The organism is Arthrobacter sp. P4_H3, assembly GCF_056400885.1.
The window spans coordinates 67,916-85,047 of sequence record NZ_JBFUKK010000006.1 but is presented as its reverse complement, the minus strand read 5'-3'; the positions used below and the strand labels follow the sequence as shown (position 1 = coordinate 85,047).

Genomic DNA, 17,132 nt, shown 5'->3' with positions numbered 1-17,132 from the left:
CGTTATGTTAAGCGCTAGGAACGCCGTGGCGGCTTTGTATAGTTCGCACAGAGTTCGAGGAAGCGGGTGTTCGCTTCCACCTCGCCGATGCTCACCCGCACGCCCTCGTTGCCGAAAGCCCGGACCGATAAGGCCTGCTCTCCCGCCAGTGCTGCGAACTCCGCACTGTTTTCACCCAGATCGAGCCACACGAAGTTGCCCTGGGCGTCCGGCACGAACCAGCCGAGGCCGCGCAGTCCGGCCGTGACACGGTCGCGTTCGTCCACCAGGCTTTGTACCCTTTCTACAACCTGGCTGAAGTTCTGCAGCGATGTGATGGCTGCCCGCTCGGCGATCTGGGATACGGCGAACGGCGTGGCGGCCACGCGCAGATGCTGTGTGAGGTCCGGGTTGGAGATGCTGTACCCCACGCGCAGGCCAGCCAGCCCGTGCGCCTTGGAGAAGGTCCGCAGGACCACCACATTGGGGTGTTTGCGGTACATCTCGATGCCGTCCACGGCGTCCCGGGCCCGCACGAACTCCTGGTAGGCCTCGTCGATGACAATGACGACGTCCGACGGGACCTGGCGAATGAACCGTTCGGTTTCTTTCTTTTCCAGGATGGGACCGGTGGGGTTGTTGGGTGTGCACAGAAGGATGACTTTGGTCCGCGCCGTCACGGCGGCCGCCATGGCCTCCAGATCGTGGCGGCCGTCGGCGGTCAGCGGGATCCTGACGCTCTCAGCCCCGGCAAGCCCGACGCAGATGGGGTAAGCCTCAAAGGACCGCCAGGCGTAGATGACTTCGTCGGCCTTGCCGTCGTCGTTCTGGCCGGCGAAGGTCATCAACAGCTGGTTGAGGGCGCCGAGGCTTCCTGCGCCGGTGACGATGTCCTCGGCCGGAACGTTCAGGAACTCCGCGAGCGCCCCGCGGAGCTTGCTGCTGAGGGGATCCGGGTAGCGGTTGAAGTCCGTCTGGTCCGCGATGGCCTGCAGCACTGCAGGGATGGGCGGAAGCGGGTTCTCGTTGGAGGAGAGTTTGTAGCTCTCGAGGCCCTCCACGGCCGCAGGAGGCTTGCCGGCGGCGTAACGGGGAAGCCGGTCCACCACCGGGCGCGGCCTGATTCCCCCCGCGGTGTTCTCTGGTGAAGTCATGCCAACTAGCCTACTTCTCCGTCCCTGCCGGTTTCCTCCGCTGTATGAAAGCATGGGGCCATGTTTTCTTTCATCGTGCGTGTTCTCATTAACGGCTTGGCTCTCTGGATTGCGAGCTGGATCCTGCCCGGCTTGGACATCTCCACCACCGCGACGACGGAAGCAGTGGCGCAGGGCGGCGTCACGCAGGGAACCGACCCGCTGGGCGTGGTCCTTGCCTACCTCTTTATCGGCCTGATCTTCGGCTTGGTCAACGCACTGGTCCGGCCGGTCGTGAGCCTGCTGTCCCTGCCGATCACCATCCTGACGCTGGGGCTTTTTACGATCGTTATCAACGCTGCCATGCTGTACCTGACGTCCTGGCTGAGCAGCTACACCCCTGTCCACTTCACCATCGATTCGTTCTTCTGGACCGCCGTCCTGGCAGCCATCATCATCACTGTGGTTTCCCTCGTGGCAGGCAAGATCACAGGAGTCCGGCGCTAAAACCGGCTAGCGTGCCACCCATTTGGCCGCGCCCGAAGGCGGCGGACCCGGCTTGCTGGCGGGCGTAGCGACGGGCTCACGGTTGAGCGCGAAGCGGGTGGAGGTGCCTGCACCTCCCGCGCCCAGGACACCGGCCAGGACCGCCGTGTTTGCTGCCAGGGAGGGATCTTCACTCGCGGAAACTGCCTTGGCCGCTGCCTCGTAGTTGGCAAGTTTGTGGCCGGGTCCAAGCCCGGGATCCTCGCCCGGCGGAGTGACCGCCCTGCCGGTCAGCGTGACCGTTACCCTGTCCCGGGTGTCCGGATTGGCAGTCCCGTCGCTGCCGGGAACCCAGTCTTGGCGGTGTTCCAGGTGGAGCGACGTGATTCCAGGCTGCGGCGTAATTCCGCCGACCGGCGATCCCGCCGTCAGGACGTACTTGAGGTCGAATTCGGCCAGGAACGCCCTGTTGCTGCTGAGGTTCATGGCGTGCGCGCCGCCCTGGCTGTAGCCCACAGCCACAACCTGATCCCCCTTAACGGCGCCGGCCTGGTGCAACGCCGACAGCACGGCCGCATTCACGTATTCCGAGCCGTACCCCAGCGCCTCCGCAATCCCCGCCTCATCCAGCGGGTTGCCGCCCCCGGGAGACCCGCCGGGCTGGGTGCCTGGAATGATGACAACGAACGCCCTGCGGCCGCCGTTCTCCACCTGGACGACCTCGATCCTTCCGTGGCCGTCAGCGTCCAGCTCACGGAGCCTGGCGAGGAGGCCGGCGGGCGAGGTGTCCACGGCGACGTCGCGCGTGAGTTCCTCGACGGCGGTGACCGGCCGGGGTTTCAGCATGGGAAAGGAGCCCTCCGCAAGCCGGCGGATCAGCGGGCCGATGGCCGAAAACTCCCGGCCGGCGGCCATTTCGGCCGCCAAAGCAAGTGAAAGTTCCTTGGGGGCAATGCCCAGCGCCAATCCGAGTGACAAGGGAGGCGCCAGAGCCTCGGCGGCGTCCCGGCTCAGGAAGTTGGATTGGGTCAGATCCACGAACAACAGTGGCAGGAAGGCCCAGCCGTCCTCGGGCTGGGGGACTCCTGATGCCGCACGCACCTCCGCTTCCTCGTAGTCGCGGCGGCTCGCCCGGACCTGGCTGCTGAGGTGCTGCAGCTCTTCCCTGACGGCGCGGACCGACTGGCCGCCTTCACCGACGGCGATGAGTGCCGCGGTGCCGCTGGGCCGCGGTTCGTACTGGTAGGGACAAAGCTCTTCCCAGATCCGCCGGACACCGATCTCAATCGCGGCGAGCTCGTCGGCCAGGCCCTCCAGTTCAGCCGCACCTGCGATGAGCTCCTCCAACTGAAAACGGATGCCGCCGACGCCGCCGCGGATCCGCATGTCCCCGTCCGTTGCCGGCTCCAGCGGAGCCAGCGGTCCGCCGCTTCCCGAGGGTGTTGCCTCGGCCATCAGAAACCGCCTCCGGGCGTCCGCTGGGAGGAGACCGGGACCTGCTGTGAGTGGCGGAGTACGGCTTCGGAGGCCGCCAGCAGCCGCTCCCTTGCGCGACCCAGCGCGGCTGCCTGCAACGAGATGGCGGTGCGGTACGCCTGCCCGGCGGGCGACTGCCACTCCGCCATCTGCACGCGCCGGAACCTGAGCATCGAGGCGTCGAGGCTGTGGGCGAAGTCAGCAACCCGCCAGGCCAGTTGCTGCACTTCGAAGCTCCGTGAGCCACACGCACTGGCATCCGCCGCAGTGATGCTGCCGCTCATTTCCATTCCCCCCCTGTTCATTGCCGTTCACCTGGCTGTCCGTTCCGGATTTCCGGTGATCCCGACGCTACGGAACGCTGATGCGGACCGGAACTGCCGGCGTCGGCCATGTGGATAATCCGGACACCGCGCTCACCGGCAGTGCCGGGGAGGGGAAGTCACACGGACACTGCGCTTAAGGGGCGGCGCGACTTCGTGAAAGAATCAGGACATGCCTGAAACTGCCGCCACAGCTGACACCCGTACGCCTTCCGGACGCCTGGCCCTTGCCGCCTCTCCGGACCAGATTGCCCTTGGCCCGCTGGACGGACGCTACCAGTCCGCCGTCGCGCCCCTGGTGGACTACCTGTCCGAGGCGGCCCTCAACCGGGACCGCGTGGCCGTGGAAGTTGAATGGCTTATCCACCTGACCGGCAACAACGTGCTGCCGGGCGCGGGCCCCCTGACAACGGAGCAGCAGGATCAGCTTCGCGCCATCGTGACTGAGTTCGACTCCGCATCGGTCTCCGAGCTGGCCGAAATCGAGGCCGTGACGGTGCACGACGTGAAGGCCGTGGAGTACTACATCGGCCGCAGGCTGCCGGCGATTGGCATTGAACGGCTGACGGCCATGGTGCACTTCGGGTGCACGTCGGAAGACATCAACAACCTCTCGTACGCCCTGGGCGTCAAGGGTGCTGTGGAGGACGTGTGGCTGCCCGCCGCCAGGGCGCTGGTGGCCCAGATCAGCAAGATGGCCGATGACAACCGCGGTGTTCCCATGCTGTCCCGCACGCACGGCCAGCCCGCCACGCCCACCACGCTGGGCAAGGAACTGGCCGTCATCGCGCACCGCCTGACCCGCCAGCTGGACCGGATCGCGAAGACCGAATACCTGGGCAAGATCAACGGCGCCACCGGCACCTATGCCGCCCACGTGGCCTCCGTGCCGGGCGCCGACTGGCAGCAGGTCGCGAAGTCGTTCGTCGAGGGACTGGGCCTGACCTGGAACCCGCTGACCACCCAGATCGAAAGCCACGACTGGCAGGCCGAGCTGTACGCCGACGTCGCGCGCTTCAACCGGATCCTGCACAACGTATGCACGGACATCTGGAGCTACATCTCCATCGGCTACTTCGCCCAGATCCCGGTGGCAGGCGCCACCGGCTCCTCCACCATGCCGCACAAGGTCAACCCGATCCGCTTCGAAAACGCCGAGGCCAACCTGGAAATCTCCTCCGGGCTGCTGGACGTCCTGGGATCCACCCTGGTCACGTCCCGCTGGCAGCGCGACCTCACCGACTCGTCCTCGCAGCGCAACATCGGCGTGGCCTTCGGCCACTCCCTGCTGGCCATCTCCAACGTCGTCAAGGGCCTGGAGCGGCTGGATGTGGCCGAGGACGTCCTGGCCGGCGACCTCGACACCAACTGGGAGGTACTCGGTGAGGCCATCCAGATGGTGATGCGCGCCGAGGCGATCGCCGGCGTCGAAGGCATGGAAAACCCCTATGAACGGCTCAAGGACCTGACCCGCGGGCAGCGCGTGGATGCCGCCCGGATGCAGGAATTCGTGCTGGGCCTGGGCCTCTCCGCGGACGCCGAAGCACGGCTGCTTGCCCTGACCCCGGGGAAGTACACCGGCATCGCGGACCAGTTGGTGGACCACCTGAAATGAGGCTCCTGCTCATCCGGCACGGCCAGACGCCCGGCAACGTCCTGGGCCAGCTGGACACAGCGCACCCGGGGCCCGGGCTGACGGAACTCGGCGAGCGGCAGGCTGAGGCACTGTCCCGCGCCCTGGCGAACGAGCGGATCCACGCCCTCTACGCTTCCACGCTGATCCGGACGCAGTTCACGGCCGCACCCCTCGCCCGGGTGCACGGGCTGGAAACCGAAGTGCTCCAGGGCATTCACGAGATCGAAGCCGGGGCGCTGGAGAAGCTGACCGACAACGAATCGCACAAGCGCTACCTGGGCACTATCTTCTCCTGGGCCGACGGCGAGCTGGACCGCCGCCTGCCCGCCGGGCCCAGCGGCCGGGACTTCTTCGGTCGCTACGACGCCGCGATCGCCGATATAGCGGCACGGGCAAACGGAGCGGGCAAGTCCGGATCCGTAGCCGTGGTCAGCCACGGCGCAGCCATCCGCGTGTGGGCCGGCCTGAGGGCCAGCAACATCGAACCCGGCTTTGCGGTCAGGCACGCGCTGGACAATACGGGAATCGTCGCACTGGACGGCGACCCCGATAACGGCTGGGAGCTCATCCACTGGGACGACAGTCCCGTGGGCGGCCTGGCGCTGGCAGACCCCACCGCTGAAGATCCCACGGGCAGCCCGGCCTAGCGGCGGCAACCCACGCCACTAACCGGCACTGGACTGCTCCCCTGAACCCGGCGATGATGAAAGCAGGCGTGGGGACAGGATGGTCGGCCGCGGCATGCGGTTGCTCCCCGCGCGGTGGAGGCGCAGTGGCATGTCACACAGATCGGTACACCCGGAGCATGCACCCGCCAGCCTCCACGGCTTCGAAGAACAATTCCTCTCGGCCTACTACGAGCACGTAGCGCCGGAGGACCTCCAGGGATACAGCCCCGAAAACCTGGAGCAGAGGGCCCGGCAGCATGCGGAACTGGCAGACGGCCGCCCGGCAGGCACGGCGGCCGTCGACGTCCTGAACGAAAGCGACGCCAGCGTCCTGCTGGTGGTTGCCGACGCCATGCCGCACCTGCTCCATTCGCTCACTGCCGAACTGACCCGGCAAAACGAAGCCATCCGGCTGCTGGTCCACCCCACCTTCCTGGTGCGCCGGGACCCACAGACGGACCGGCTGCTGGAGGTGCGGCATGGGTCCCCGCCATCCGGTGCGGCGGTCGGAATCGTGGCTGCGGCGGTCACGGCAGGTCAGGCCGGCGCTCCAGGAACCGCCCAGGACCCTCCCGGGTGGCTGTCGGAAACCTGGGTGGCGGCGGAGATCGGACGTTTGCCCGGGTCGCGGGCCATCGCGGAGCTCATGAACAATGTGCGGCGGGTCCTGGCTGACGTGCAGGTGGTCGCCGATGACACTCCAGCCATCCACTCCCGCCTCGCGCGGGCGATCGTCTCGCTGGACCGGTTGCCTGCCGGCTCGGCTCCGACTGCGGAGCAGCTCGGGGAGCTCCTGGGCTGGCTGGACCGCGGAAACTTCATGTTTTTGGGGTACAGCGAGTATGAATACCCGACGACGGGCGGCCCGGAGAGCGTAAAGCTGCGGCCCGGCTCGGGGCTTGGCCTGCTCAGGGACGGCCGGCCGGAAGCCCGCCAGCCGGTCACCGGGCTTCCGCATTCGCAGGTTCTCACGCTCGCCACGTCTGACCTGAGATCGTCCGTCCCCCGCCCGGCGTACCTGGATGAAATCCTCGTCCGGACCTTCGACAGCGCAGGGCAGCCGACAGGTGAGATTCGGTTCGTGGGACTGTTCGCCCCGGGGGCCACCGGCCGGTCCGTGCGGCGGATCCCGGTCATCCGGGACAAAGTGCGCGCGGTCCAGGAACGCTTCGGCTTCACCGAGGTTTCCCATCCCGGCAAGCAGCTGCTGGCCGTCCTCGAGTCCTTCCCCCTGGACGAGCTGTTCCATCTGAGCCTGGACGAACTGGCCCGGCTCTCCCGTGAGATCCTGCTCCTGCAGGCCCACCACCAGACGCGCGTGTTCCTGCGCTCTGACAGCTACGGCCGCTTCGTCTCTGTCCTGGTCTTCCTGCCCAGGCACAGGTACAGCACCGCCGTCCGGCTCCGCATCGAACAGGAGCTCAAGCAGGCCTTCAGGTCCTCCTCGCTCGAATTCGAGGTCCGGCTGAGTGAATCCCCCATGGCCCGCGTCTTCTTCCGGATCCTGCTGCCCGCCGGCGGGCAGGCCGACGTCGATCCCGCTGTGCTGGAGCGGAGCATCGTCGGCGCGACGCGGACCTGGGCCGAAGGCCTGGACGAAACGCTTCGTGACAGGCTTCCCCCTGTCGAGGCCAGCCGGTTGTCGGCGCTCTGGTCCGCTGCCTTCCCCGCCAGCTACCGGGCCGACTTCGAGGTCGAGGACGCGGTGGAAGTCATCATGCGGTTTGAGCAGTTCGATCTCGACGGCACGGGCGGACGGCCGCTGAACGATCCGCTGCTGGCCGTCTACTTCCGCACCGATGCGTCTCCAACGCTGGCCGAAGACGCCCGGATCCGGCTCTACCTCACCAGCGCCCAGAGCCTGACGCAGATCCTGCCGTTCTTCCACAACCTCGGCCTGGAAGTGCTTAACCAACGGCCCTTCGACGTTGTGCGCGGGAACGACCGGCAGCTGTTCCTGTATGACCTTGGCGTCAGGTATCCCGCCGGCGTTGACCCCGCCGGGACCAGCGCGCTGTTGGGGGAGGCCTTCAGCGCCGCCGTCCGGGGGGACGAAGAGTCTGACCGCTTCGACGCCCTGGTGCTCCAGGAGGAGCTCACGTGGCGGAAGGTGGTCATCCTGCGCGGCTACGCCAAGTACTTGAGGCAGCTGGGAACCATCTACACCTACGGCTTCATCGCCGACACCCTGCTGGCCAACGTGCCCGCCACCCACGCGCTGCTCAGCCTGTTCCATGCCCGGTTCGATCCCGAACTCAGCCATTCCCGGCGGCTCCAGGATACGGCTGCCGCCCGCTCCGCGGTGGCCGACGCGATCGACGCCGTCCCGTCCTTGGAAGCGGACCGGTTGCTGCGGACCTTCCTGAACCTGATAGAGGCGACAACCCGCACCAACTTCTTCCGCTACCGGCCCTACCTGAGCTTCAAGCTCCGGCCGTCCGACATTCCCGGAGCACCCTACCCGCGGCCGAAATTTGAGATCTGGGTCTATTCGCCCCGCGTGGAAGGGGTGCACCTGCGGTTCGGTCCCGTGGCGCGCGGCGGGTTGAGGTGGTCGGACCGGCGTGAGGATTTCCGCACCGAGATCCTTGGCCTCGTCAAAGCCCAGACGGTCAAAAATTCGGTGATTGTCCCCACCGGCGCCAAGGGCGGCTTCTATCCCAAAAGGCTGCCCAGTCCGGTCTCTGACCGCACCGCCTGGCTGACTGAAGGGGAGGAAAGCTACAAGGACTTTGTCCGCGGGCTGCTGGACGTCACGGACAACTTGGACCCGTCCGACGCCGGAACGGTGCCATCGCGCGGGACCCCCGGGCGGGTCATTTCACCGGACAATGTGGTGAAGCACGACGACGACGATTACTACCTCGTGGTGGCGGCCGACAAAGGAACCGCCGCATTCTCCGACACGGCCAACGCCGTGGCATTCGAGTACGGCTTCTGGCTGGGCGATGCCTTCGCCTCAGGCGGTTCCGCAGGCTACGACCACAAGCAGATGGGCATCACGGCCCGCGGCGCCTGGGAGTCCGTCAAGCACCACTTCAGCGAACTCGGCATCGACTCACAGCAGGAAGACTTCACGGTTGCCGGCATCGGCGACATGAGCGGCGACGTGTTCGGCAACGGGATGCTCCTGTCCAACCACATCCGGCTCGTGGCAGCCTTCGACCACCGGCACATCTTCCTGGACCCGGATCCGGACGCGGCCGGCTCGCTGGCTGAACGCCGCCGCCTGTTCCTGCTGCCGCGATCGTCCTGGGCGGACTACGACGCCTCGCTGATCAGCCCGGGCGGAGGCGTATATTCGCGCCACGCAAAGTCCATCCCCATCACCGCCCCGGTAATTTCGGCGCTCGGGCTCCCGGACACGACGTCGATGATGACTCCGCCCGAGCTGCTGCAGGCCATCCTGCGCGCGCCGGTGGACCTCATCTACAACGGCGGCATCGGAACATACATCAAGGCGTCCTCCGAAACGCACGGCCAGGTGGGCGACAAGGCAAACGACCCCATCAGGATCAACGGCAATGAAGTCCGGGCCAGGATCATCGCCGAGGGCGGCAATCTCGGCGTCACCCAGCTCGGCCGGATTGAAGCCGCCCTGGGCGGCGTCCTGCTCAACACCGATGCGATCGACAATTCGGCCGGGGTGGACTGCTCGGACCATGAGGTCAACATCAAGATCTTCATCGACCGCATGATCGCCGCCGGCAGGATGACAGCGTCCGAACGCACCGGGTTCCTGCACTCGCTCACGGACGAGGTGGCCCGGCTTGTGCTGAAAAACAACCGCGACCAGAACACGCTGCTGCACAACGACCGGGCCCTGGTCCTGGATTGGAGCCCCGGGTTCGAGCGGACCATGGACTGGCTGGAGAACGCCTCGGACCTTGACCGGCGCCTGGAAGGACTGCCGAGCACAGAACAGCTCCATGCACGGCTGCTGAGCGGCAAAGGCCTCACGGCGCCCGAGCTGTCCGTGCTGGCGGCGTACGCGAAGATCGACCTTGCCAAGGAGCTGAGCGAAAGCGACGTCGCCGAGGATCCCTGGTTCGAACGGGTGCTCCGCAGCTACTTCCCGCATCAGCTGGCTGACCGCTTTGGCCCGGAGCTCAATGCCCACCCGCTGAGCCGGCAGATCATCTGCACCGTCCTGGCCAACGACATGATCAACCTCGGCGGAATCACCTTCGCCTTCCGGACCATCGAGGAAACCACTGCCACTGCCGCGGCTGTTGCCAGGGCATTCGTTGCTACCCGCGAAGCCTACGACCTGCAGCGGTTCGTGGACCGGGTGGCCGAGCTGCCCCCCGCGTTCCCCAGCCAACACGCCGCAGAACTGACCCTGCACATGCGCCGGATCCTCGACCGGGCCATCCGCTGGTATGTCACCCACGACCACCGCGACCAGCCCGTTGCCGAGGCCCTCGGCCGGATCATGCCAACCCTGGAGCTGCTGCGGAACCGGACCCGGGACTTCCTGCGCGCTGACAGCATCGACCTCGTCGAGGAACGGCAGGCACAATGGGACAGCGTGGGGCTGCCCCATGACCTGGTGCGCCGCGCCGGCGCCCTCCTCGAGAGCTTCGGGCTGCTGGACATCTCCCTGATATCGGAGCAGATCGATGAACCCACCGAACGGATCACGGACCTGTACTGGACTGTGTTTGCGCGGATCGGCGCACTCAGGTTGCTGCTGCGCATCACGGCTCTTCCCCGGGAGAACCGGTGGGAGGCACTCGCCCGGGCAGCACTGCGGGACGATGTCTATTCAGCCGTTGCCGACATGACGATTTCAGTGATGGAGATGACGAAGGGCGCTGACACCGAAAGTGCTGATTCAATCGAGCGGATCGTGGCCTGGGAACGCGGCCACCAGGAACAGCTGGTGCGGATCAAGGACACGTTCGCGGAAGCCACCAGGCCAGGGCAGACTGACATCCACTCGATCTCAGTGGCCCTCAAGCTGCTGCGGACCCTGGTGCGGCGCTAGGCCCGGGCCGTCGGGACGCCCGTCGCGGAGCCCCGACTCCATAGTTCTCCGGACGCTTACGCGCAGGAAACACCGCGGAAATGGCACCCTCTTAGGCTTATTTTGCATAACCCTTCGGCGAAGCGAGGCAGTAATGCAGACCAATCCCCGACTCAACATCAGGCAGGTCACCTGGGCAAACCCCGTAGGCGCCGACCTGCGTGCGGCCCAGCAGGCGGAACTGGACGCGCGCTTCGGTACGAAGGACCACGAACCCGGGCCGCCGCCGTCGGAAGCGGATACTGCCATCTTCCTGGTGGCCTATGAGAAGAGCTCGGGACAGCCGGTGGGATGCGGCGGCCTGAGGATGCTGGACTCCACCACAGCGGAGATCAAGCGGCTCTACGTCCTGCCGTACACGCGGGGTTCGGGCGTTGCCAGCTCCATTCTCGCCGCACTGGAGGCGCACGCCCACGGAATGGGAGTCACCTCGATCACCGCCGAGGCGGGCTCGGCCCAGCCGGACGGCAGGAATTTCTACCAGAGCTGCGGCTTCGACGAAGTGCCCAACTTCGGTCCCTACATCGGAGTGGAGCACTCCTACTGCTACGCGAAGAAGATCGATTCACACAGCGCCGCCCACACGGCCATGGCCTGACGGCGGCGGCAGGCGGCCGCCGCCGTCACACTGCGGCCGCCCGGCCCGACGTCGGCTAATCTCGCATTATGGAATCGGCAGACATCACTTTCCGCACCCGTAAATGGGTGCGCCCCGAAGACCTCAACGCCAACGGCACCCTGTTCGGCGGGAGCCTGCTGAAGTGGATCGACGAGGAAGCGGCCATCTACGCCATCCTGCAGCTCGGCAACGGCCGGGCCGTCACCAAGTACATTTCCGAGATCAACTTCGTCAGCTCCGCGGTGCAGGGCGACCTGATCGAAATGGGACTGACCGCCACGCGCTTCGGCCGGACATCACTGACCATGCGCGCCGAAGTGCGGAACATGATCACCCGGCAAAGCATCCTCACCATCGAGGAGATCGTGTTCGTGAACCTCAGCCCGCACGGCAAGCCCGAACCCCACGGCTACACCGAGATCACCTACGACCGCGACCGCATCCCCACGCACCACCTGACGGAGACCCTGGAACAGGACTGATTCAACCCTGGGCGGGCCGGAAGTTCACCGGGCGTTAAACCCACGGGTGCACGTTGTTGCGGCAGTTCCACAAGACTCGAACACCGAGGCCGAGTAGTTTATCGAATCGATAGCTATAAACGGCCCTAATCGGCATGGGCCGCTATAGGCTTGCCGGACAATGCTCCGGTTCCAGTTCAGAAATGGGTCTCAATCGTGCAGAAATTCCAAACAATGGTCGCCGCCGCCGTCGCTGTCACCCTTCTGGCCGGCTGCGGTGCCGGCTCCGCCGCCCCCGAAACATCCGGTAGTTCCCCGGCAGGAGGGGCATCCGGCGACACGCTGGTGGTGTACACCAACTCCAACGGCGAGGGCCGCGGAGAGTGGCTGACGAAGAAGGCTGGGGAGGCCGGCTTCAAGATTGAGATCGTGGGCGCCGGCGGCGCCGACGCGACCAACAAGCTGATCGCCGAGAAGAACAACCCCATTGCCGACGTAGCCTTCGGCCTCAACAACATGTACTTCGCCCAGGTCAAAGCAGCCGATGCCATCGAGGCCTATAAGCCGGCCTGGGCAGACGAGGTGGACGCCTCGCTCGCCGACAGCGACGACGAAAAGGCCTACTGGCCGCTGGTGAAGCAGGCAATCATGCTCGGCTACAACTCGGACAAGATCACCTCGGAGCAGGCGCCGAAGGACTGGACGGACCTGTGGTCCAAGGACGAGTTCAAGACGCGCTATGAGCGGGTCACGGGGCTGGGCACGGCCACGGCGCAGCTTGTTTTCGCCGGCATACTTTCCCGCTACAGGGACGATTCCGGCGAACTGGGCATCTCGAATGAAGGCTGGAAGCAGGTGGAGCAGTACTTCCAGAACGGCAGCCCGGCCGTGGCAAAGACCGACCTCTTCGCCCGCATCGCGTCAGGGGAAGTGGATATGGGCCAGATGCCATCCTCGATCGTGGCGGAACGCGAAAAGTCCTTCAAGGTGAGCGTGGAAACCGTGGTGCCTTCGGTCGGAGTCCCGCTCGCGGTGGAGCAGGTGGCCCTCGTGAAGGGCACGGATAAGAAGGAACAGGCGCAGAAGTTCATCGACTGGTTCGGGAGCGCGGATGTACAGGGCGAATGGGCGCAGCAGTTCAATTCCATGCCTGTGAACAAGGGCGCAGCCGCCAAGGCCAAGCCCGAGGTGGTTGAGTTCTTCGACGGGCTCAGACAGCAGGACATCGACTGGAACTTCGTCCAGGAGAACATGGGCGCCTGGGTGGAGAAAATCGAGCTCGAGTACATGACGTAGCCCTCCCCCTCCAACAGCCCACAGACAGGTTTCCCATGATCCGCTTGGACAACATCGAAGTTTCCTTCGGTGATTTCGTTGCCATCCCGTGCCTGGACCTCCACGTCCGGCCGGGGGAATTCTTCACCCTGCTGGGTCCGTCGGGCTGCGGCAAAACGACGGCGCTGCGCACCCTGGCCGGCTTCATCGAGCCGTCCGCCGGGACCGTCCATGTGGACGGCAGGAACGTCACGCGCCTGCCCAGCGACAAGCGCCAGGTGGGGATGGTGTTCCAGAATTACGCCTTGTTCCCCAGCATGAGCGTCCGGGAAAACATCGCCTTCGGCCTCCGCGTCCGGAAGGAGAAGTCCGCCGAGAGTGACCGCCTGGTGCGCGATATCGCACGCCGGGTGGAGCTCAGCGATGAGCAGCTCGACAAGAACGTGGCGGAACTCTCGGGGGGCCAGCAGCAGCGCGTTGCAGTTGCCCGTGCCCTGGTGCTGCGGCCCAAAATCCTGCTGCTCGACGAACCCCTGTCCAATCTCGATGCCAAACTGCGGCACCAGCTGAGGCAGCAGCTCAAGGACCTGCAGAGCGAGTTCGGGATCACCACTGTTTATGTCACCCACGACCAGGACGAGGCGCTTGCCATGAGTGACCGCGTAGCCGTCTTCAACAAGGGCGCGGTGGAGCAGGTGGGCACCCCGCAGGCGATCTACGACCAGTCCGCCACCGAGTTTGTGTGCAACTTCATCGGCGACAGTTCCGCCCTGACCGCGGAGTTCGTCGCTGAACTGAACCGCCTTTCCGGCGCCGGCCTCAGCACCGCGGCCAATTCCTACCTGCGGGTGGAAAAGGCGTCCCTGACACTTCCCGCAGCCGGCGGTGCAGCAGACGGCGGCACCGCCGTCGGGCTTGCCGGAGAGGTGGTGTCACGCACTTACCACGGCCTCCACAGCCGCTACGTAGTGCGGAGCCACGGCGCCGACATCCGGCTGCTGGTCAGGGAGGACGGCGGCGCCCATCCGGAAGCAGGGACGCGGACCACCGTGTATGTCCAGCCGGACCACGTGCTGCAGTACCACTCCGATACCGGCGCCGCCCTGGCCAGGCACGACCAGGCGGCGGCTATCCGATGAGTGGCACCTCAGCCAGAAGCATGCTCCGCTCCCCGTTCGTCATCATTGTGGGAACGGTCCTGACGTGGTTCATCGCTGCCTTCCTCGTCTGGCCCAACGCCAACGTGCTGATCGAGACGTTCTTCCCTGGCGGGAACTTCTCGGGCCGGGCGGCGGAGAAGCTGTTTTCCTCCCAGCGCGCCATGAAATCCCTGGGCAACAGCTTCCTGCTGGCAGTGGCACTCTCCATCACGGTGAACGTTGTGGGCATCTTCATCGTCCTGGTCACCCATTACTTCAGGATCCGCGGTTCCAGGATCCTCTTCCTCGGCTACGCCACCACGTTCATCTATGGCGGCATCGTGCTGGCGGCGGGCTACAAGTTCATCTACGGCGACAAAGGGATCGTCACAGCGCTCCTGCTGAATGTCTTTCCCGGCATGGAGCCCGGCTGGTTTTCGGGATTCTTTGCCGTGTTGGCGGTGATGACGTTCGCCACCACCACCAACCACATGCTCTTCGTCGCGAACGCCCTCAAAGGCGTCGACTACCAGACCATCGAAGCGGCCAGGAATCTCGGCGCCTCAACCTGGACCATCCTTCGCCGCATCGTGCTGCCGACGCTGAAGCCCACGCTCTTCGCCGTCACCATCCTGTCCTTCCTCACCGGCCTGGGGGCACTCAGCGCCCCGCAGGTCCTCGGCGGACGCGACTTCCAAACCATCACCCCGATGATCCTCACGTTCACGAACAGCCCCACGTCCCGGGATCTGGCCGCCCTGCTCGCCGTCATCCTGGGCGTGGCCACCATCCTGATGCTCGCTGTGATGTCACGCCTGGAAAAGGGCGGAACGTACTTTTCGGTGTCCAAGGTTTCCTCTGCGCTGCAGAAGCAGAAAATCGCCAACCCGGCAGCCAACATTGCTGTCCACGCGGGCGCTTACCTGCTGTTCGCGGTTTACACGCTGCCCGTGGTGCTGATTGTGCTGTTTTCCTTCGCGGACGGCGCGGCCATCCAGACGGGGCGCCTCTCCCTGGACAGCCTCACCATGGATAACTACGTGCGCGTGCTGACGCAGCCCTCAGGCCTGAGGCCCTTTGTCATCAGCGTTGTGTACAGCGCCGTTGCTGCGGTCATTGCCGTCGGCGGACTGCTGTTTGTGGCGCGGATCCTGCAGAAGCACAAGAATTGGGTGACGGCCACGTTTGAGTACCTGCTGCACATCCCCTGGATCCTGCCCTCGGCTTTGCTGGCCCTCGGCCTGATCATCAGCTACGACCACCCGAACCCCCTGGTGGGCGGCGCGGTCCTCACCGGGACCACCGTCATTCTCCTCATCGCCTTCGTCACGGTGAAGATCCCCTTCACGCTCAGGATGCTCAAGGCTTCGTTTTCCTCGGTGAACTCATCACTGGAGGAGGCGGCCTCCATCATGGGGGCCAAGACGCTTTACGTGTTCCGGCGTATTCTGCTGCCGCTGGTCCTTCCGGCCGCCGCGGCCATCGCGGCCTTGAACTTCAACAGCATGCTGGACGACTACGACACCGCCATCTTCCTGGCACACCCGCTGGTCCAGCCGCTGGGACTGGTCATCAAAGCCAACACGGACGGCGCCGAAGGCGTGGACGGAGTTTCCAACACCTTCGTTTACACCGTGCTGCTGATGGTCATCACCGGGCTAACGATGTACCTCGTGTACGGGAGATCCGGCGGACGGGGCCGCTCCAAGGGCACAAAGCCCCCAGCCGCGCCTGGCACAGTGGCCGCCGCTGTTTCGCCCAGCCCTGTATCGCCCAGCTCTGTATCACCTAGCCCCGTTTCACCTAGCCCTGCGCGGACCGGCTGAGCCGTCCGGCGAGGTTGAGAATCCGGTCCCGGAGGGGCTGGGCGGATTCCGTGAGCACGAGCCGGGTCATTGCGGAAGACGCCACGCGCAAGGCCTGGCTGCGCAGGACGCGGCGCCTGTTGTACACCTTAAGGGCCTCCGGAACCGGACGGGAGTTGAGCAGTTCCGCGAGGATAACGGCGTCAATCAGCGCCTCGCAGGCACCACGCCCGAGGTTCGGTGTCATGCCGTGCGCGGCGTCTCCCACCAACACGGATCCATCCCGCGCGTAGCGTCCGAGGGCAGGCACGGTCCAGATACGCTGGGCGAGGGTTCCCTCCGGCGTGGCCGCAGCGAGGACGAGGCCGATTCCGGCGGCTTTCCCCGTAAAGCGCCGCCGGGTGAGGTCCAGCGCCGCCGCGACGTCGATGCTGCCCGGGCCGAGGTCTGACCGGTACGAGGCGTACCAGTAGGTCCGGTTCCGGGAGGCCGGAGCAATGCCGAACAATTCGCCGCGGCCCCAGTATTCGCCGCCGCCGTCCGCAGGGACAGGTCCGCCGATGATGCCTCGCAAAGCGAGGTAGGGGCTGAGCCGCTCCATGGACCGAGGGCCCCACCGTGCCCGGCGGACCACGCTGTGAACGCCATCCGCTCCGACCAGCAGCCCGGTTTCGGGGGGCGATGTCACAGCCCCGGACACGCGGGCTACCGACTCCGGCACAGCGGCGTCCAGGTGCCGCAGCAGGTCCGCGCGTGAAACACCGATCACGCCGGAAACCTCGGCGCGCAGCAGTGCTTTCCCGGATGCGTCCCGCAGTGCCATGGCTCCGAATCCGGATCCTGCCGCCCGGATTGCCGGCAGGATCCCCACAGAACCGAGCGCCCGCTGGGCCTCCGGCCACATGGCCAAGGACGTTTCCACCGTTGGCACGGTGTCCCGCTGTTCGAGCACGGCCACGTCGAAGCATTCCGGATCGAGGGTCGCGGCAAGGGCCAGTCCGGCGATGCCGCCGCCAACGATGGTTATGGCTTCCATGGACCGATGTTATGCCCGACGGCGGCAGGCGTGTTGGGCGGCCCGGTACCCGTCGCGCGGACAGACG

At 65.9% G+C, this 17,132-nt stretch carries 13 protein-coding genes; 9 read left to right on the top strand and 4 right to left on the bottom strand.

Annotation, left to right across the window (positions count from 1 at the left end):
* Nucleotides 1-14: 14 nt before the first annotated feature.
* Complete coding sequence (locus tag AC1DRE_RS10845; protein WP_476984640.1) at nucleotides 15-1,133, bottom strand: histidinol-phosphate transaminase; 1,119 nt, start codon at nucleotides 1,131-1,133, stop codon at nucleotides 15-17.
* Between the two features lie 60 nt (nucleotides 1,134-1,193).
* On the opposite strand from AC1DRE_RS10845, the gene AC1DRE_RS10840 reads away from it, so the two are divergent.
* On the top strand, nucleotides 1,194-1,619 hold the full coding sequence (locus tag AC1DRE_RS10840; protein WP_104175160.1) for a phage holin family protein: 426 nt from the start codon (nucleotides 1,194-1,196) through the stop codon (nucleotides 1,617-1,619).
* Between the two features lie 6 nt (nucleotides 1,620-1,625).
* Here the strand turns inward: AC1DRE_RS10840 and AC1DRE_RS10835 are convergent, their stop codons facing one another.
* Together AC1DRE_RS10835 and AC1DRE_RS10830 are read right to left on the bottom strand one after the other, a co-directional pair.
* Nucleotides 1,626-3,053 carry a hypothetical protein gene (locus tag AC1DRE_RS10835; RefSeq protein WP_476984639.1) on the bottom strand — a complete coding sequence of 476 codons (1,428 nt, stop codon included), beginning with the start codon at nucleotides 3,051-3,053 and terminating at the stop codon, nucleotides 1,626-1,628.
* The gene (locus tag AC1DRE_RS10830) at nucleotides 3,053-3,358 is read right to left on the bottom strand and encodes a hypothetical protein (protein ID WP_476984638.1); all 306 of its coding nucleotides are present in this window, start codon (nucleotides 3,356-3,358) and stop codon (nucleotides 3,053-3,055) included. The genes AC1DRE_RS10835 and AC1DRE_RS10830 overlap by 1 nt, the downstream gene beginning before the upstream one ends.
* Before the next feature lie 211 nt (nucleotides 3,359-3,569).
* On the opposite strand from AC1DRE_RS10830, the gene purB reads away from it, so the two are divergent.
* The 8 genes from purB to AC1DRE_RS10790 all read left to right on the top strand — a co-directional run bounded on the left by purB (nucleotide 3,570) and on the right by AC1DRE_RS10790 (nucleotide 16,050).
* Nucleotides 3,570-5,012 carry an adenylosuccinate lyase gene (gene purB / locus AC1DRE_RS10825; RefSeq protein WP_476984637.1) on the top strand — a complete coding sequence of 481 codons (1,443 nt, stop codon included), beginning with the start codon at nucleotides 3,570-3,572 and terminating at the stop codon, nucleotides 5,010-5,012.
* On the top strand, nucleotides 5,009-5,680 hold the full coding sequence (locus AC1DRE_RS10820; protein WP_476984636.1) for a histidine phosphatase family protein: 672 nt from the start codon (nucleotides 5,009-5,011) through the stop codon (nucleotides 5,678-5,680). Before purB ends, AC1DRE_RS10820 begins: the two co-directional genes overlap by 4 nt.
* A 130-nt stretch (nucleotides 5,681-5,810) precedes the next feature.
* On the top strand, nucleotides 5,811-10,691 hold the full coding sequence (locus tag AC1DRE_RS10815) for an NAD-glutamate dehydrogenase (protein WP_476984635.1): 4,881 nt from the start codon (nucleotides 5,811-5,813) through the stop codon (nucleotides 10,689-10,691).
* A gap of 133 nt (nucleotides 10,692-10,824) precedes the next feature.
* The gene (locus tag AC1DRE_RS10810) at nucleotides 10,825-11,328 is read left to right on the top strand and encodes a GNAT family N-acetyltransferase (protein WP_364122543.1); all 504 of its coding nucleotides are present in this window, start codon (nucleotides 10,825-10,827) and stop codon (nucleotides 11,326-11,328) included.
* A gap of 68 nt (nucleotides 11,329-11,396) precedes the next feature.
* Nucleotides 11,397-11,831, top strand: a complete 435-nt coding sequence (locus AC1DRE_RS10805) for an acyl-CoA thioesterase (RefSeq protein WP_104175167.1) — start codon at nucleotides 11,397-11,399, stop codon at nucleotides 11,829-11,831.
* A 195-nt stretch (nucleotides 11,832-12,026) separates the two neighbouring features.
* Nucleotides 12,027-13,106, top strand: a complete 1,080-nt coding sequence (locus AC1DRE_RS10800) for an extracellular solute-binding protein (RefSeq protein WP_476984634.1) — start codon at nucleotides 12,027-12,029, stop codon at nucleotides 13,104-13,106.
* 35 nt (nucleotides 13,107-13,141) lie between these two features.
* A complete protein-coding gene (locus tag AC1DRE_RS10795) occupies nucleotides 13,142-14,224 on the top strand; it encodes an ABC transporter ATP-binding protein (protein WP_476984633.1) in 1,083 nt (360 codons plus the stop codon).
* Entirely contained in the window at nucleotides 14,221-16,050 is a 1,830-nt protein-coding gene (locus AC1DRE_RS10790; RefSeq protein WP_476984632.1) for an ABC transporter permease, read from the top strand. The genes AC1DRE_RS10795 and AC1DRE_RS10790 overlap by 4 nt, the downstream gene beginning before the upstream one ends.
* Here AC1DRE_RS10790 and AC1DRE_RS10785 read toward each other — a convergent pair.
* Nucleotides 16,028-17,065 (bottom strand): FAD-dependent monooxygenase, encoded by a 1,038-nt coding sequence (locus AC1DRE_RS10785; protein WP_476984631.1) that lies wholly within the window; start codon nucleotides 17,063-17,065, stop codon nucleotides 16,028-16,030. The genes AC1DRE_RS10790 and AC1DRE_RS10785 overlap by 23 nt on opposite strands.
* Nucleotides 17,066-17,132: the final 67 nt, after the last annotated feature.

Bases quoted from the DNA above. Each gene is read 5' to 3' on its own strand.
- AC1DRE_RS10835 (WP_476984639.1), bottom strand. From the start codon at position 3,053: ATGGCCGAGGCAACACCCTCGGGAAGCGGCGGACCGCTGGCTCCGCTG.
- AC1DRE_RS10785 (WP_476984631.1), bottom strand. From the start codon at position 17,065: ATGGAAGCCATAACCATCGTTGGCGGCGGCATCGCCGGACTGGCCCTT.
- AC1DRE_RS10840 (WP_104175160.1), top strand. From the start codon at position 1,194: ATGTTTTCTTTCATCGTGCGTGTTCTCATTAACGGCTTGGCTCTCTGG.
- AC1DRE_RS10790 (WP_476984632.1), top strand. From the start codon at position 14,221: ATGAGTGGCACCTCAGCCAGAAGCATGCTCCGCTCCCCGTTCGTCATC.
- AC1DRE_RS10845 (WP_476984640.1), bottom strand. From the start codon at position 1,133: ATGACTTCACCAGAGAACACCGCGGGGGGAATCAGGCCGCGCCCGGTG.
- purB (WP_476984637.1), top strand. From the start codon at position 3,570: ATGCCTGAAACTGCCGCCACAGCTGACACCCGTACGCCTTCCGGACGC.
- AC1DRE_RS10815 (WP_476984635.1), top strand. From the start codon at position 5,811: ATGTCACACAGATCGGTACACCCGGAGCATGCACCCGCCAGCCTCCAC.
- AC1DRE_RS10820 (WP_476984636.1), top strand. From the start codon at position 5,009: ATGAGGCTCCTGCTCATCCGGCACGGCCAGACGCCCGGCAACGTCCTG.
- AC1DRE_RS10810 (WP_364122543.1), top strand. From the start codon at position 10,825: ATGCAGACCAATCCCCGACTCAACATCAGGCAGGTCACCTGGGCAAAC.
- AC1DRE_RS10795 (WP_476984633.1), top strand. From the start codon at position 13,142: ATGATCCGCTTGGACAACATCGAAGTTTCCTTCGGTGATTTCGTTGCC.
- AC1DRE_RS10805 (WP_104175167.1), top strand. From the start codon at position 11,397: ATGGAATCGGCAGACATCACTTTCCGCACCCGTAAATGGGTGCGCCCC.
- AC1DRE_RS10830 (WP_476984638.1), bottom strand. From the start codon at position 3,358: ATGAGCGGCAGCATCACTGCGGCGGATGCCAGTGCGTGTGGCTCACGG.